Annotated in this window: 14 protein-coding genes; 9 read left to right on the forward strand and 5 right to left on the reverse strand. The window is 73.3% G+C overall.

All coding sequences use genetic code 11. The annotated features are described in order from the left end of the window. The 4 genes from I4I81_RS12940 (at window position 1) to I4I81_RS12955 (ending at window position 6,642) form a co-directional block, all read left to right on the forward strand. The gene (locus I4I81_RS12940; protein ID WP_218600884.1) at window positions 1–2,028 is read left to right on the forward strand and encodes a hydantoinase/oxoprolinase family protein; all 2,028 of its coding nucleotides are present in this window, start codon (window positions 1–3) and stop codon (window positions 2,026–2,028) included. Window positions 2,029–2,033: 5 nt separating this feature from the next. After that, on the forward strand, window positions 2,034–4,001 hold the full coding sequence (locus I4I81_RS12945) for a hydantoinase B/oxoprolinase family protein (RefSeq protein ID WP_226363911.1): 1,968 nt from the start codon (window positions 2,034–2,036) through the stop codon (window positions 3,999–4,001). Window positions 4,002–5,152: 1,151 nt separating this feature from the next. Beyond that, window positions 5,153–6,169, forward strand: a complete 1,017-nt coding sequence (gap, locus tag I4I81_RS12950; protein WP_218600883.1) for a type I glyceraldehyde-3-phosphate dehydrogenase — start codon at window positions 5,153–5,155, stop codon at window positions 6,167–6,169. Next, the gene (locus I4I81_RS12955) at window positions 6,166–6,642 is read left to right on the forward strand and encodes a pyridoxamine 5'-phosphate oxidase family protein (protein ID WP_218600882.1); all 477 of its coding nucleotides are present in this window, start codon (window positions 6,166–6,168) and stop codon (window positions 6,640–6,642) included. Before gap ends, I4I81_RS12955 begins: the two co-directional genes overlap by 4 nt. A 254-nt stretch (window positions 6,643–6,896) precedes the next feature. Here I4I81_RS12955 and I4I81_RS12960 read toward each other — a convergent pair whose 3' ends face one another. Further along, window positions 6,897–7,136, reverse strand: a complete 240-nt coding sequence (locus I4I81_RS12960) for an SHOCT domain-containing protein (protein ID WP_225924570.1) — start codon at window positions 7,134–7,136, stop codon at window positions 6,897–6,899. A gap of 48 nt (window positions 7,137–7,184) precedes the next feature. Continuing rightward, complete coding sequence (locus I4I81_RS31165; protein WP_308187774.1) at window positions 7,185–7,619, reverse strand: universal stress protein; 435 nt, start codon at window positions 7,617–7,619, stop codon at window positions 7,185–7,187. 188 nt (window positions 7,620–7,807) lie between these two features. Here I4I81_RS31165 and I4I81_RS12975 point away from each other — a divergent pair, with 188 nt between their 5' ends. From I4I81_RS12975 to I4I81_RS12990, 4 genes are all read left to right on the forward strand, one after another. After that, the gene (locus I4I81_RS12975; protein ID WP_218600881.1) at window positions 7,808–8,284 is read left to right on the forward strand and encodes a gluconokinase; all 477 of its coding nucleotides are present in this window, start codon (window positions 7,808–7,810) and stop codon (window positions 8,282–8,284) included. Window positions 8,285–8,403: 119 nt separating this feature from the next. After that, on the forward strand, window positions 8,404–8,871 hold the full coding sequence (locus I4I81_RS12980) for a universal stress protein (protein WP_218600880.1): 468 nt from the start codon (window positions 8,404–8,406) through the stop codon (window positions 8,869–8,871). Continuing rightward, complete coding sequence (locus I4I81_RS12985; RefSeq protein WP_218600879.1) at window positions 8,868–9,452, forward strand: CBS domain-containing protein; 585 nt, start codon at window positions 8,868–8,870, stop codon at window positions 9,450–9,452. The genes I4I81_RS12980 and I4I81_RS12985 overlap by 4 nt, the downstream gene beginning before the upstream one ends. Before the next feature lie 107 nt (window positions 9,453–9,559). Beyond that, window positions 9,560–10,717, forward strand: coding sequence for a cation:proton antiporter (locus I4I81_RS12990; protein ID WP_218600878.1), 1,158 nt, complete (start codon window positions 9,560–9,562; stop codon window positions 10,715–10,717). Between the two features lie 393 nt (window positions 10,718–11,110). On the opposite strand, the gene I4I81_RS12995 is transcribed toward I4I81_RS12990, so the two are convergent. Genes I4I81_RS12995 through I4I81_RS13005 form a run of 3 tightly spaced genes read right to left on the reverse strand, consistent with a single transcriptional unit; the run spans window position 11,111 to window position 13,642 of the window. Continuing rightward, the gene (locus I4I81_RS12995; RefSeq protein ID WP_218600877.1) at window positions 11,111–11,365 is read right to left on the reverse strand and encodes a hypothetical protein; all 255 of its coding nucleotides are present in this window, start codon (window positions 11,363–11,365) and stop codon (window positions 11,111–11,113) included. Beyond that, complete coding sequence (locus I4I81_RS13000; protein WP_218600876.1) at window positions 11,362–12,228, reverse strand: universal stress protein; 867 nt, start codon at window positions 12,226–12,228, stop codon at window positions 11,362–11,364. Before I4I81_RS13000 ends, I4I81_RS12995 begins: the two co-directional genes overlap by 4 nt. A 1-nt stretch (window position 12,229) precedes the next feature. After that, the gene (locus I4I81_RS13005) at window positions 12,230–13,642 is read right to left on the reverse strand and encodes a DUF4389 domain-containing protein (protein WP_218600875.1); all 1,413 of its coding nucleotides are present in this window, start codon (window positions 13,640–13,642) and stop codon (window positions 12,230–12,232) included. Between the two features lie 128 nt (window positions 13,643–13,770). On the opposite strand from I4I81_RS13005, the gene I4I81_RS13010 reads away from it, so the two are divergent. Beyond that, on the forward strand, window positions 13,771–14,100 hold the full coding sequence (locus tag I4I81_RS13010) for a radical SAM protein (protein ID WP_218600874.1): 330 nt from the start codon (window positions 13,771–13,773) through the stop codon (window positions 14,098–14,100). Window positions 14,101–14,373 lie beyond the last annotated feature (273 nt).

A 14,373-nucleotide genomic window follows, 5' to 3' on the forward strand; every position in this document is an offset into this window, starting at 1 on the left:
ATGATCGCAGTCGATGTGGGCGGCACGTTCACCGATGTCGTCTCCCTGGAGAACGGCCGGATCAGGACGGCCAAGGTCTCCACGGACGTCACCACGGCCTACCAGCCCGTCCTCACCGGTGCCGCGGAACTCGGGGTCGAGCGCTCTGCGGTGTTCAACCACGCCAGCACGCACGGCCTCAACGCCGTGATCACCCGCAACCTGCCCAAGATCGGTTTCCTGACCACCGAGGGGCACCGGGACATCCTCGACCAGGGCCGCACCTGGCGTCCCGCCGAGGCGATCCTGGACCCTCGCTGGCGGCGCAGCTTCGGTGACGCCGCACGACCACTGGTCCCCCGCTACCTGCGCCGGGGCATCCGCGAGCGCCTCCTCGCCTCGGGTGAGGTCCTCTTCGAGCTCGACGAGGCCCAGGCCCGCGAGCAGCTCGCCGTCCTGCGCCGGTGCGGCGTCACCGGTGTGGCCATCTGCCTGCTCAACGCCTACGTCAACCGCACCCACGAGGAGCGTCTGCGCGAGCTGGTGCGCGAAGAGCTCGGAGATGTGGCCTGCTCGATCTCCAGCGAGGTCTCTCCGCTGGCCAAGGAGTACGCGCGGGCCTCGACCACCGTCGTCGACGCCTTCATGAAGATCATCTACACCGACTACTCGGAGAACCTGAGCAAGGGCCTGGCCGACCTCGGGTTCACCGGCCAGCTCAACTACGCCGACTGCGCCGCGACCCTCGTGCCGGCCGAGCGCGCGATGGAGCAGCCCTTCCGGATCGTGTTCTCCGGGCCGGCGGCGGGCACCGTCGCGTGCGCGCACTTCGGGGAGCTCATCGGCGAGCAGAACCTGCTGTGCGCCGACGTCGGCGGCACCTCCTGCGACATCTCCGTGGTGACCGACGGCGAGCCGTTCGTCAACACCACCTTCGAGCTCGAGCACGACCTGATCGTCAACTCGCTGGCCATCGACATCTCCAGCATCGGCGCCGGGGGCGGCAGCCTGGTGACGGTGGGCAAGGCCGGGGAGATCCAGGTCGGCCCGGGCAGCGCGGGGGCGGACCCCGGCCCCGCCTGCTACGGCCGCGGCGGCACGCAGCCGACGACGACCGACACGTGCCTGATGGCCGGGATCCTCGACGGCGACCACTTCGCCGGCGGCCGGTTCAGCCTGGACGTGGAGAGGTCGAAGGCCGCGTTCGAGGCCCTGGACTGCGACTTCACGCTGTCCCAGCGGGTCCGCTACGCCTACGAGATGGGCGTGAACAACATCGCCGAGGGCGTCTTCAACATCGCCATCAAGAACGGTGTCGATCCCCGCGACTACAGCCTCGTCGCCTACGGCGCGGCCGGGCCGATGCTGCTGCCCGCCGTCCTGGACCTGATCAAGTGCAAGCAGGTCGTCGTCCCGCCCTACCCCGGCCTGTTCTCCGCGCTCGGCCTGCTCTCTACCGACCAGGTGTTCACCGCCAACCGCAGCGCCTACACCGTGCTGTCCGACGAGGTCGCCGCGGACGTCGACGCGCTCTTCGGCGAGATGGAGGACCAGCTCCGCGACCGGATCGCACCCGGCAGGGACGTCACCTTCGCCCGCAGCTTCGACGGCAGGCTGGTCGGCCAGAGCTGGGAGACACCGTTCGTCCCGGTGCCCGACGGCACCCTGGACGCCGACGCGCTCGCCGTCATGGTCGCGAACTTCCACGACACCTACGAGCAGCGCACCGGCAACCGGTTCGACGCGTTCCCCGTGGAGGGGGTGACGTTCCGGGTCCGGGCGATCCTCGACACCGACAAGGTCGAGTACCCCGTCGTGCCCGAGCGCACGTACGCCGACGGCCCGCTCACCCCGGTCCGCACCACCGTCCTGCGCCACCTGACCGACCACGACCAGCAGGCCCCCGTCTTCGACCGTGACCACCTGCGCGCCGGTGACGTCGTCGACGGTCCCGCGATCGTCGACGAGAGCCTGTCCACCACCCACGTCGGAGCCGGCCAGACCGCCACGGTCGGCGGCTACGGCGAGCTCGTCATCACGAGGAAGTGATACCGGTGACCACCACCACAGGGACCACAACCACAGGGACCACCACAGAGACCCCGACCCTGTCGCTGCGCGACATGAGCGACGGCGAGTTCACCTCCCGCTACGGCTCGGACCGCTTCACCGCGTCGGTGATCACCAACCGGCTGCACTACGTCGTCGAGCACATGTCGACCGGCTTCCTGCGCGAGGCGTTCTCACCGATCATCCGGGACTGGTACGACTTCGCCTGCACGATCAGCGGCCCGCCGGAGCAGGACTACCCGATGTCGGTGGTCAGCAACAGCCTCGTCGTGTTCCTCGGGACCATGGGCGACGCCGTGCGCAACACCGTCATCGAGTACGGGCCGGAGAACCTGCGACCGGGGGACGTCCTCATCGGCAACGACCCCTACCGCACCGGTACGCACGTCAACGACGTGCTGTTCATCCACCCGGTCTTCCGGGACGACAAGATCGTCTCGTTCGTCAACATCCGCGCCCACCAGCTCGACATGGGCGGCACGGTGCCCGGTGGCTTCTCCGGGACCAAGGCCAACATCTACGAGAACGGGCTGGTCATCCCGCCCGTGCTGCTCTACAGCCGGGGTGAGCCGGTCCGGTCGACGTTCAGCCTGATCTTCGACAACTCGCGGTTCGGCGACATCCTGCTGCCGGACTTCAAGTCGATCTACCAGCAGCTGCACCTCGGCGCCCGGCTGATCGGCGAGAACATCGACCGGTACGGCACGGAGGCCTACCTCGGCACCCTGCAGTACGCCGTCGACACCTCGGCGGAGCGGATGCGGGAGGCGATCGCCGGGATCCCGGACGGCGACTACGTCGGGACCGGGCTCGTCGACGCCGACGGCATGGACGAGTCCGAGGAGTTCCGGATCAAGGTCACGCTCATCAAGCGGGGCGAGAACATCGAGGCCGAGCTGTCCGGCACGTCGCGGCAGGCGCGGACGTCGATCAACGCCAGTATGCTCGACTCCAAGACCGCGGTCGGTGTCGCGATCACCATGCTCCTCGCCCCGGACACCCCGTTCACGACGGGGACCTGGCGCAACATCGACATGGCCTGCCCGCCAGGGTCGCTGCTGAACTCCCTGCCGCCCGAGGGCGCCAGCATGATGTTCTGGGAGATCACGACCACGCTGGTCACGGCGGTCTTCGACGCCCTGAACCCGGTGCTGGGCGAGCGCGCCGTCGCCGGCGACTACGGCTCGCTGAACCTGCACAACGCCACCGGGACGCTCGCGGACGGCACACCATGGGCGACGGCGGCCCAGTGCGGGGGCGAGCACGGCCCCTGGGGCGCCACCAGCGACGGCGACGGCGACAGCTACACCGTCCTGTTCATGCTCAACAACCTCGACCCGGCCACCGAGGCGATCGAGCACGACGTGCCCGTGGTCCTGCTGCGCAAGGAGGCCGCCACCGACACCGCCGGTGCCGGGTTCAACCGCGGTGGCGCCGCGACCATCAGGGACAGCCTGTGGCTGACCGACGCGTCCGCCTACAGCTCGCCGTTCCGCACCAAGATCCCCAGTGGGCTCGGCGCGAACGGCGGCGACACCGGCAAGCTCGGTGCGGTGTGGATCTTCCCACCGGAGGCGGCGGACATCCGCAGGCGCGGACAGCTGATCCCGCACTCCCCCGACGTCTACGCCGACACCGTCCCCGTCGGCGGCATGCTCGACCCGTCCACGAAGGCCCTCGACCCGGACGGCCGGTACTTCTACTTCGCCGCACAGCCGTCGTGGAACACGCGGGCGGGCGCCATGTTCCGCTACCTCACCAACGGCGGAGGCGGATGGGGCAACGCGTTCGACCGCGCCCCCGACCGGGTCCTGCGCGACGTCCGGGACGGCTATGTCACGGTCGAGGGCGCGGCCCGGGACTACGGCGTCGTCGTGACCGGTGACCCCGACACGGACCCGGAGGGGATCGGGATCGACGTCGAGTCCACTCACGCGCTGCGAGCCGGCTGAGCAGGGGCGGATCCGGGGGTGGGGCGACGCCGATGCGTCGCCCCACCCCGCTCCGCGTGGACACGCCACGAACACACGCAGCACCGGCAACGGAGGCCTCGATCACCTCGGAGATCGACAGCTGGGTGGCTGACCGAGTGACTACGGGATCGGATCGGAGCACATCAGCACGGACACGTGAGGCCTGGTCAGCACCCCAGCTGGGGATCCTGACCAGACCTTCTCGGCGTCCATGGCGGGCTGAGCAACTATCTCGGCGCCGGGACGGGAAGACCCGGCTCATCTCCCTGGCGCCCTCCCCGATGACGGGCCGCTGCTGCTTGCGGTACACCCGATCGGCACTCCCCGCACGGGTCAGCAACGAGACGACCACGTAGGCACCCGTCGTCGTCGACTGCGCGGCGTCGAGCAGCGCCTGAGCCCGGTCGAAGCTCAGCGCCGGCGACGGCCGTCCCACCAGTCCGGTCGGGGTTCCGCACAGCACACGGTCGACGTCCTCGGCCGAGAGCTCGCGCAGCTTCCGCCGGCGTCGCGGCACGGTCCGACCGCACCCGACGCCGCCCTGCCTGCTCCACATCCGGAAGGACACCAGGCCGGCGTTCTGCGTGGTCCCCCGTCTCAGCACCATCGACGGCGGACGTCCCGCGTCCCTGTCCCCACCGACGAGGTGGCCCGGCTGCTGGGCGAGGTGGGCGAGGTGGGCGAGGCCGACTCGGCTCGCCGACGGGGATCGACCACGTGCCGGTGCTGGTCGAGCGGACGGTCCGGCACCACCTGGCCACGGCTCCGTCGACACGCCACCACGACCGCACGGACCTGAGGGGTCGACGTGGTGACCGCGTTCGAGGCCGTGCAGAACGGACGCCGCGAATCGTCGCCTGGGTGTCCCACCGACGGGGGTCGGCGATGCGGGCGGCTCGGGCGCCTCCCGGCCGTGGACCTCATCGCCGCCGGTGGCAGGTCGGCCGAGGCACCTACCGCGCATCCCTCGACGCGGACCAACTCGGCGTCGGCAGCGGCAGCGGAGGTTTCGCCAGGACAGGGAGCTGGTAGGCCCATCGGCCCGGGTGTCGATGTCTCCCGGCCGTGGTCGAGCACCCTGAGTCGCGACGACGCTGGACCGGACAGCACAGCGACGAACGGAGCAGAGCATGCGGGTCCGCGTGGGTATCAACGGCATGGGCCGGATCGGACGCGACGTCCTGCGAGGCGCGGTCGAGCGCAACGACCCCGCCTTCAGGGTGGTCGCCGTCAACGACGTGGCGCCGCCGGAGACCATCACGCACCTGCTGCGCCACGACTCCACCTACGGCCGGTGGGGGCGCACGGTCGAGTTCGCCGGCGGGTTCCTCACCGTCGACGACCACTCCGTCCGGATGCTGCAGGAACCTGACCCGGCGCGGCTGGACTGGGCCGCACACGGCGTGGACGTCGTCGTCGAGGCCACCGGACGGTTCCGCACCCGCGAACGCGCCGCCGCCCACCTGACGGCCGGGGCGCGCAAGGTGGTGCTGACCTCGCCCGGGACCGGCGTCGACGCGACGATCGTGATGGGCATCAACGACGACGTCTACGAGGCCACCCACCACGACGTCGTCTCCAACGCCTCCTGCACCACCAACTGCGTCACCCCGATGGCGCAGGTGCTGCACCGGGCGTTCGGCCTCGAGGAGGGACTGATCACGACGATCCACAGCTACACCTCCGACCAGAACCTGCTCGACGGGCCGCACAAGGACCTGCGCCGCGCCCGCTCGGCGGCGGTCAACATCATCCCGACCAGCACGGGCGCCGCCCGGGCCGTCGGCGAGGTGCTGCCCGAGCTGGCCGGCCGGCTCGACGGCATCGCCGTGCGCGTCCCCGTCGTCGACGGGTCGCTGGTCGACCTGACCGTCCGGCTCTCCGAACCGGCCACGATCGGCCAGGTGAACCGCGCCTTCGAGACGGCCGCGGACGGCCCGTTGAAGGGCATCCTGCGCTACACCACGGATCCGGTGGTCTCCCACGACGTGATCGGCGAGTCCGCGTCCTGCCTGTTCGACAGCACGCTCACCCGGGTGGTCGGGAGCACGGTCAAGGTCTTCGGCTGGTACGACAACGAGTGGGGCTACGCCCAGCGCACGATCGACCTGGTCGACCTCGTCGCCTGCACCCTGCCCGAGCGGTGAGCGCCGCCCGCGCCGAGTTCGACCACGACCCGCCGGCCCCGCTCGCGAGCGTCGTGGTCCCGCTCGTCGACGCGGTCGCGCGCGACGACGCCGGCCGCGTGCTCCTCAGCCGCGCCGACTGCCTGCGGCTCATGGCGGCCACGGCCCTCGGACGGGTCGTGTTCACCGATGCGGCGATGCCCGCCGTCCGGCCGGTGACGTTCGTCCTCGACGGTGACGAGGCCGTGTTCCGCGTCCCGCACGGCGGGCCGCTGGACGCGGCCACCCACGGCGCGGTCGTCGGGTTCCAGGTCGACGCCATCGACCACGACACCCATGTCGGGTGGAGCGTGGTCGGCATCGGACGGGCCTACGAGGTGACCGCCCCCGGGCGGCGCGGCGGGCTCCCCGCGGGATGGGACGCAGACGGCACGGCCCACACCGTCGCCGTGCCGCTGGAACAGCTCAGCGGGGAGCGGATCCGGCTGGACTGAGCCGCCGGTCGACGCGGCCGCTGAACGCGGCCCGGGACCGACGGCCCCCAGGACGAGACCTACGGCCGTCGGGGCGGCGGGGCTCGGGGAGCACGGTCGACGACGGCGACCTGCCCCATCCGGCGCGACGGCATCCGGGGAGCGACTGCACGACCACCACCGTCGACAGGGGCCCCATCTCGCCGACCCGACGAAGTTCGTCGGGACCGTCCAGGCCTACGGGCAGGCCCAGCAGCTGAACGATCGACCCGCGCTCACGGCTTGCCGACCGGGCGGGTTCCGCCGGCCAGCACCTCGGAACGCCGGAGGAACTCCGTCTCGTCGATGTCGCCGCGGGCGAACCGCTCGGCCAGCACCTGTTCCGGGGTGAGCCGGGCCGCGGCCGGCCCGTCACTTCGGTGCAGGCGGCGCACGAGCACATACACCCCGAGTCCCACGAGCCACCACAGCAGAACCATGCCCATGGCCATGACCGGGGAACCCCAGCCGGTCATGCCGTCTCCGTACCAGAACATCATCACGAACCCTCTCGGTGGAACGGGTCAGGCGAGCACGTCGTCGTCCAGGCGGACGACGGCGACCGGGCACGGCGACCGGTGCAGCAGGGCGTTGCCGACCGACCCCAGCACCGACCCGGCGAACCCGCCCCGCCGCCGCGACCCGACGACGACCCGACGACGACCAGGAAGGTGCGCAGCCGCGACGTGCGCTGGGTCTGGACCTCGGCGGTGAACACGGAGTGCAGGGCGGCCGGGTGTGGCCGCGCCATGCTCACGAGTCGCCGAACCGGGTCCGGCGACGCAGGACGCCGCTGCGCCCGCCGCGCAGGTCCCCGGGTAGCGCACGCCGTCGGCCCGCGACTCGGGCGCGGCGCCGCGGGTCGCGGAGCGGCCGTTGCCAGGGGTGCACAGCGCCTCCCGGCGGCCCTCGTCGGCCGGGTCCCACCCGTCGAACACGAGCGTCCAGTCGTCGGTCATGGGCCTCCTCCGTCCCCTGCGACGCTAGGAGCCGGTCGGGATCCGGGGCACCGGCGAACGACCCCCGTCGGACGGGGCGTCCGGCCCTGACCCCGCAACCCGGCGCGGCGGATGCTGACGGCTCCCCCGTCTGTGAGGTCATCCATGACGCCCCTCGTCCACGCGCACCCCCGTACCGGAGGACCGCGATGACGACGCTGGTGGTGATGGGCGTGTCGGGGGTGGGCAAGACGGTGGTGGCCGCCGAGCTGGTGGCCCGCACCGGGTGCGAGGCCGCCGACGGTGACGACTTCCGCTCCGCCGCGGGCCGGGCACCCGACGTCGACCGACGACCGTGGCTGCATCGCGTCGCGGACTGGATCGGCGCGCAGGAGGCGGCCGGGCGCAGCACGGTCCTCACCTGCCCGCCGCTCGGGCGCGCCGACCGCGACCTGCTCCGGGACGCGAACCCCTCGGTCCGGTTCGTGCACCTGCTGGCGCCACCCGCGGTGATCCTCGAACGGATCACCGGTCGGACCGCGTCGTCCCCGCGGCCCGACAGCGGGACCGACGCGCGGCAGTACCTGGAGCCGGACGAACCCGGGTGCGTCGTCGACACCACCACCGGCAGCCCGGCGGCCGTCGCCGAACTCGTGCTGTACGCGCTCGCACAGGGCGACCGCTGAGGGTCGGGACCACCGGCCGTGGCCGATGGGACCTTGGGCTGTGGCGCACGGCCGCGCGGTGCGACACGGTCGGGTCGCGCAGCCCGGTCCGGCTGCGCGACCAGGCGAGGAGAAGCGACATGGACGTCGATGGCACGGGCACCGTGGTGGTCGGGGTGGACGGCTCCCCCGGGTCACGGGCGGCCCTCGAACACGCTCTGCAGGACGCCGCCCGTCGAGGCAGCCGGCTCCGAGTCGTCGCGGCGGCGCGGTTGCCCGAGTACTGGGCGACGGCGTACGGCATGATCGCGCCGCCACCCGTGTCCGAGGTCGTCGAGCAGGTACGGGTGGCGGCGCAGGAGCTGACCACCGGCGTGACCGCCGCGCACCCCGACCTCGCGGCCCGGGTCCCGATCACGGTCGAAGCCAGGGCCGGCAGCGCGGCCGAGGTGCTGATCGACGCCTCCGAGGGGGTTGACCTCCTCGTGGTCGGTCACCGTGGTCACGGTGCGCTGAGCAGCGCGATGCTCGGGTCGGTCGGTCTGCAGTGCGTGCTGCACGCGACCTGCCCGGTGACCGTCATCCCCCCGGTGCCGGCGTCGGCATGAGAGCGCCGAGCGGGCGGCGCCGCACCGCCGTCTCCGACGTCATGACCGGCGACGTGCTGTCCGTGGGACCCGACGCCCACTTCACCGAGATCGCGACGGCCCTGTTCACCGGGGCCGTCCGAGCGGTACCGGCCCTCGACGGGGACGGGCGGTTGCTCGGTGTGGTCTCCGAGGCGGACCTGCTCGTCACGGTGGAGCGGGAGGAGCGTGCCGACGGGCGCCGCCGGTGGCGTCCGCGGCACACCCGGAGGTCAGGACCGGTCGCGAAGGTCGGCGCGCAGACCGCGCGGGAGCTGATGACGGCTCCGGTGGTCACGGTCGCACCGAACACGACCCTGGCGAAGGCGGCACGGACGGTCGACGGGGTACTGCTGGAGACGATGCTCATCGACCCGGCCGAGGTCGCCGTCACCGTCGCAGACGGGGTGGTGACGACGACCGGCGCGCCGGACACCCGTATGGACGCGGAGCCGGCCGTCCGGTTCGTGCAGGGCATCGAGGGTGTCGTCGACGTCATCGACGAGCTGAGCCGGCGCGTCGACGACCGCGTCGCCGCTCCGTGGGCCGAGCGACTGCCGTGACGTATCGATGATCGGCGGCCGGTCGCGACGGTCGGAAGCGGTGCACGGCAGGCCCGGGAACCGGCCCGACGCCCAGGACGGTCGTCCATGACCCGAACCGGGGTCGCGTGAGCTTCGTGCTGCTCGCGCTCCTCGTCGCCGCAGGGCTGGCCGGCCCGGCGCTGGCCGGGCTGCCCCGAGTGGGCCTGCCACTCGTCGTCGGGGAGATCGCCGCCGGGGTGCTGCTGGGTCGCACCGGCCTCGGCATCGTGGACCCCGCCGAGCCGACCACCGCGTTCCTCTCCGAGGTCGGGTTCGCGATGCTGATGTTCGTCCTCGGCACCCACCTGCCGCTGCGCGACGCCGGCCTGCGCCGGGCGCTGCGGCCGGCCGCGCTCGGCACCCTGCTGATGCTGGCACTGGCCGTCCCGGCCGGGTTCGCCCTCACCTCCGTCGGACCGGACCGTCCGCTGGTCCTCGCGGTCGTGGTCGCCACCTCGTCGGCCGCGGTCGCGCTCCCGATCCTGCGCAGCCGCGCAGGGCAGCCACCGACCACAGCGTTCGCCGTCACCTGGATCGCCCTCACCGATGTCGTGACCGTCCTCGCGGTGCCGGTCGTGCTGGCCACCGGCTCGCTGGGGTCCGTGCTCCTCGGTGGCGGCCTCGTCCTGCTCGCGGGCGGCGCGGTGTTCCTGGCGCTCCGGTGGTGGCGGCGGACCGCGCGCGGGCACGCGCTGCGCCGCAGGTCGAAGCGGCGGGGGTGGGCGTTGGACCTGCGTCTCGGGCTCGCCGTCCTGTTCGCACTGGCTGCGCTGGCGACGGCGTTCGGCACCAGCATCCTGATCGCCGGCTTCACCGCCGGAGTGGTGCTGGCCGCGACCGGGGAGCCGCACCGCCTGGCCCAGCAGCTCGTCGGGATCGCCGAAGGGTTCCTCGTACCACTGTTCTTCGTGACGCTCGGCGCCCGGCTGGAGTTCCGCGCCCTGTTCGGCTCCGGCCGGGCCCTGCTGCTGGCCGCCGGACTGGTCGCGGCGGCCGTGCTGCTGCACGTGCTGGTGGCGGTGCTGCTGAGGCGCCCGGCGGCGGTCGGGCTCCTGGCCACCGCGGCACTGGGCGTCCCGTCGGCGGTGGTGTCGATCGGGCTGACCCAGGGAGTGCTCGACCCCGCGCAGGCGGCCGCGATCATCACCGCCGCACTCGTGTCGATCGCCGTCTCCACGGCCGGCGGCACCCTGCTGGCCCGGCGCGAGACCGGGGATCTGCCGGTGGACCCTGTCCGTCCGTGACGTTCGCCCGGGCAGACACTCGCGGCCCGGCCCGGCCCGGCCCGGCGGGGCGCCGGGGCCGGTGTCGTGCTGAGCACGCACATCGTCGAGGACGCCGCGGCCGTCGCGCACCAGGTCGTCGTGCTCCACCGGGCCCGTGTCATCGCAGCGGACACCCCGAGCGGGCTCGCCGCGCGCCCGCCCGACCGCACCATCACGGCGCGCACGTCGCTCGGCGACGCAACCTGCGGGTCTGACCACCGGCCCCTGCCGACCACCGCTGTGTCGTCGAGCACCGAGGAGAACGCCATGGGAACCGCTAGGAGCGCCGTTCCGGACCGCTACGGTGCGACCGCGGCATTCCCGCTCTCCACCGGACGGTTGCGGTCCGGCACGCGACGTAGCTCGCGGGCCCTACGCGGTAGACGGCGAGGGCCGGCCGGGAACGACGGGCAGCCGGACGAGCTCGTAGGCCGCGACGTGCGCGAGCAGCACGACCGCGACGGCGGCGCAACAGACACCCGCGAGGCCCCGAGCAGCAGGCCGGTCACCATCAGGCGGCAGTGTGGGGGCCCAGGCCGCGCCGGAGAGCAGGCCGACCACCTCGAGCGTCCCGGCGGCCGCCCACGGCCGGTCCGCCACGGTCCGGCCCGGCAGCGTCGCCGTCATCCGGTGGCGTCCGGGCGCACGACCGCGACCGGGCACGGGGACCGGTGCAGCAGGGCGTGGCAGACCGAGCCCAGCAGCAGCCCGGCCGACGCGCCCCGACCTCCCGGCCCGACGACCAGCAGCTGGGCCTGAGCCGCCTGCCGCAGCAGGGCCCGGGCCGGGTGGTCCCGGCTGACCACCTGCCCGACGGTGACCTCGGGGTACTTCCGCGTCCACGGTTCCAGCCGTTCGGCCAGCAGGGCTCGCGCGGCGGCGTCGATCCGGTCCCAGTCGAGCTGCGGCGCGATCTCCGGCTCGACGGCCAGGTCCGACCACGTGTGGACCGCGACGAGCGGCACGTGCCGGGTCGACGCGGCCTCGAAGGCGAACCCGAGCACCTCCTCGCCTCCGGCGGGTGCGTCGATGCCGACCACGACCGCCAGCGACCTCGCCTCCCGCGGGGCCACGCCGGGGCCGCGGACGACCACCACCGTGCCCGGGGCCTGCACCGCCAGCCCGACCGCGACCGACCCGGCCGGGAGCCCCTCGACCAGCCCGGCGCCGCGGTCACCGACCACGACGAGCCCGGCCCGGCGGGCCTCGGCGGCGAGCACCGAGATCGGGTGGCCGACGACCAGCCGGTGCTCGCACCCGACGCCGGGCGCCTCCCGCACCGCCACCTCGACGGCCTCGGCGAGCCGCAGCCGGGCCCGTTCCAGCAGGACGTCCCCCACCCCCCCGGGGGCGGCGCGCGGTTGCTCGAAGGCGATCACGAGCCGCAACCCGACCCGGCGCCGGACCGCTTCGGCCGCACCCCAGCTCACCGCCAGCAGGGCGCTGTCCGAACCGTCGATCCCGACGACCACCGGTCGCTGCGTGCCCATGTCAGACCGTCCCGCCGCGGCGGACGGCCAGCAGCACCAGCACGGCGCCGCCGACGAGCCCGAGTGCCGCGCCGATGTACATCCCGATCCACACCCAGCCCAGCCACGGCGCCGTCGCGCCCAGGGACAGGTCGGCGACGACGGGGCTGCTGCCGTCGGCGTTCATCACGACGACGGCCCACCGCCCCTCGGCGACGGTCCAGGTCAGCTCCTGGGCCCCGGGCCCGGCGGCCGACTCCGCCCAGAAGGTCTGGGCGGCGGGGGCCGTGGCCGGTGCCCCGCCGGGCAGCCGGTCCAGGACGGCGTCGCGTCCCGGCTCGAGGGTGACGACCCGGTCCCGCCGCACACCGGTGAGATAGCCCTCGACGGCGCCGGCGGGCCCGAGCCCGACGAACACCTCCTGTGCGGCGGTGGCCCCGATCCGGACGTCGCCGACGACCGCCCCGAGCTGTGGCGCACCCAGGTCGCTCTCCAGCTCGAACGGGTCGAACACCAGCGCGTGGCCGGAACCGGCGACGGTCTGCGCGGGGACCTGGACGAACCCGTCCGCACCCCGGCCCGCGGTGTCGGCGGCGAGCACGGCAGTCGCGCCCACCGCGGTGCCCGCGCCGGTCACCAGCAGGATCGATCCGACGACGACGGTCGCGATCCGCCCGGCCGACCAGGTCGGGCCCGGCGGCGGTTCGACCGGTCCCGGTGCCGCGGCCCGGACCGGCGGCACCGAGAGGGCCGACGTCTCGGACCCGCCCATGTCGAGCCGGAACGGCGGGTAGACGTCGGTCATCAGGGCGGAGTAGGCCGCCACCCGCAGGACCCAGCGCTGCATCCCGAGCAGGAGGTCGAACACCCCGCGCGGGTAGCGGCCGGTGAACAGCAGGGCGACCCCGGCGATCAGCGCGAGCAGCCCGATCAGGCCGCCCCCGGTGGACAGGGCCGTGGGCCCCCAGGAGCCGGAGGTGTCCGCGCCGCGGGTGGCCACGTAGCTGCCGCCGCCCACGAAGAACGCGAGGACGATGTAGTGCGGCAGGGCCAGCAGCCACCACTTGACCAGCACCAGCCCCCGCGAGAGGTGCTCGGGGTAGGCCACGTCGAGTGTGGCCGGGTAGTCCGGCACCGCGGCGAGCGTGAACGGCGGGTAGCGGTCGGTGCCGAGCGCGCCGTAGGTGTAGTAGGCCACCCGCCAGCTCCAGCGCAGCACGCCGACGTTGAAGTCGAACATCGCACGCGGGTAGTGGCCGGTGAACAGGATCGCGAAGAACGCCACGACACTGAGCACCGCGAACGCCGTCCACAACCCGACCAGGACGATCACGTGCGGCAGCACGAGCAGCCACTTGACCAGCCACAGCCAGCGGCTGAGCGGGGCGTCGAGCCGCGCGCTCACGCGGACCGGGCCGGTGATGACGGACGCCATGGAAGCTCCTCGGGGTAGGTCTCCACGGTGCCGCGGTCGCGTGCTGCGGGGCAGAGGCGAAAGACCGTGCGGGGCCCGACGTGCGACCCGGCGGGGTGGTCAGCTCTCCGGTCCGGCGGCGGGGTCCCGTGGGCCGGGGTACCGGGTCGGGTCCCGGTCCGACGCGGCACACCGCCGTCGACACCTCGGGGTTCCTGGGCGAGCGGGCCTCCGACGGGTTCCTCCACCTGGTCGACCTGTTCCTGCTCGACATCAAGTCCGGCGACCCGGACACCCACCGCCTGGTCGCCAGCGCCGAGCTGGAGCCGACGCCGCGCATCGCCCGGCGGCTGTCGGACCGGGGCAACCGGATGTGGGTGCGGTTCGTGCTGGTCGCCGGGCTGACCGACGCGCCCGGGAACGTCGATGCGGTGAAGGCCACCCGCTGCTGGTGCCCGGCGACCGGCACGACGTCGTGATGGCCGCGTGTCTCGCCGCCGTCAACGGGGCGCGGCTGCACTCGCCGGCCCCACCCGGTCCGTGCGCAGACCTGACGCCGACCTCGAGCGCGACGTCGTCGAGGAGATCCGGTGGATCCCCAGCATCGACACCCACATCGGGGGGGTGGCGGTGGACGACGGCCCCGGAGATCACCGGCGGCGGCCAGGACACCGGGATCGCCCGCGAGGCCGGAGAGGCGATCCGGCGGGCCGTCGACGTGCCGGACCCGGTGAAGGTCGCCGTCCACAGGG

It is taken from the genome of Pseudonocardia abyssalis, assembly GCF_019263705.2.
GTDB lineage: Bacteria > Actinomycetota > Actinomycetes > Mycobacteriales > Pseudonocardiaceae > Pseudonocardia > Pseudonocardia abyssalis.

Excerpts from the sequence above, each read along its gene's own strand:
- I4I81_RS12940 (WP_218600884.1), top strand. The coding sequence starts at position 1 with ATGATCGCAGTCGATGTGGGCGGCACGTTCACCGATGTCGTCTCCCTG.
- gap (WP_218600883.1), top strand. The coding sequence starts at position 5,153 with ATGCGGGTCCGCGTGGGTATCAACGGCATGGGCCGGATCGGACGCGAC.
- I4I81_RS12960 (WP_225924570.1), bottom strand. The coding sequence starts at position 7,136 with ATGACCGGCTGGGGTTCCCCGGTCATGGCCATGGGCATGGTTCTGCTG.
- I4I81_RS31165 (WP_308187774.1), bottom strand. The coding sequence starts at position 7,619 with ATGACCGACGACTGGACGCTCGTGTTCGACGGGTGGGACCCGGCCGAC.
- I4I81_RS12975 (WP_218600881.1), top strand. The coding sequence starts at position 7,808 with ATGACGACGCTGGTGGTGATGGGCGTGTCGGGGGTGGGCAAGACGGTG.
- I4I81_RS12980 (WP_218600880.1), top strand. The coding sequence starts at position 8,404 with ATGGACGTCGATGGCACGGGCACCGTGGTGGTCGGGGTGGACGGCTCC.
- I4I81_RS12985 (WP_218600879.1), top strand. The coding sequence starts at position 8,868 with ATGAGAGCGCCGAGCGGGCGGCGCCGCACCGCCGTCTCCGACGTCATG.
- I4I81_RS12995 (WP_218600877.1), bottom strand. The coding sequence starts at position 11,365 with ATGACGGCGACGCTGCCGGGCCGGACCGTGGCGGACCGGCCGTGGGCG.
- I4I81_RS13000 (WP_218600876.1), bottom strand. The coding sequence starts at position 12,228 with ATGGGCACGCAGCGACCGGTGGTCGTCGGGATCGACGGTTCGGACAGC.
- I4I81_RS13005 (WP_218600875.1), bottom strand. The coding sequence starts at position 13,642 with ATGGCGTCCGTCATCACCGGCCCGGTCCGCGTGAGCGCGCGGCTCGAC.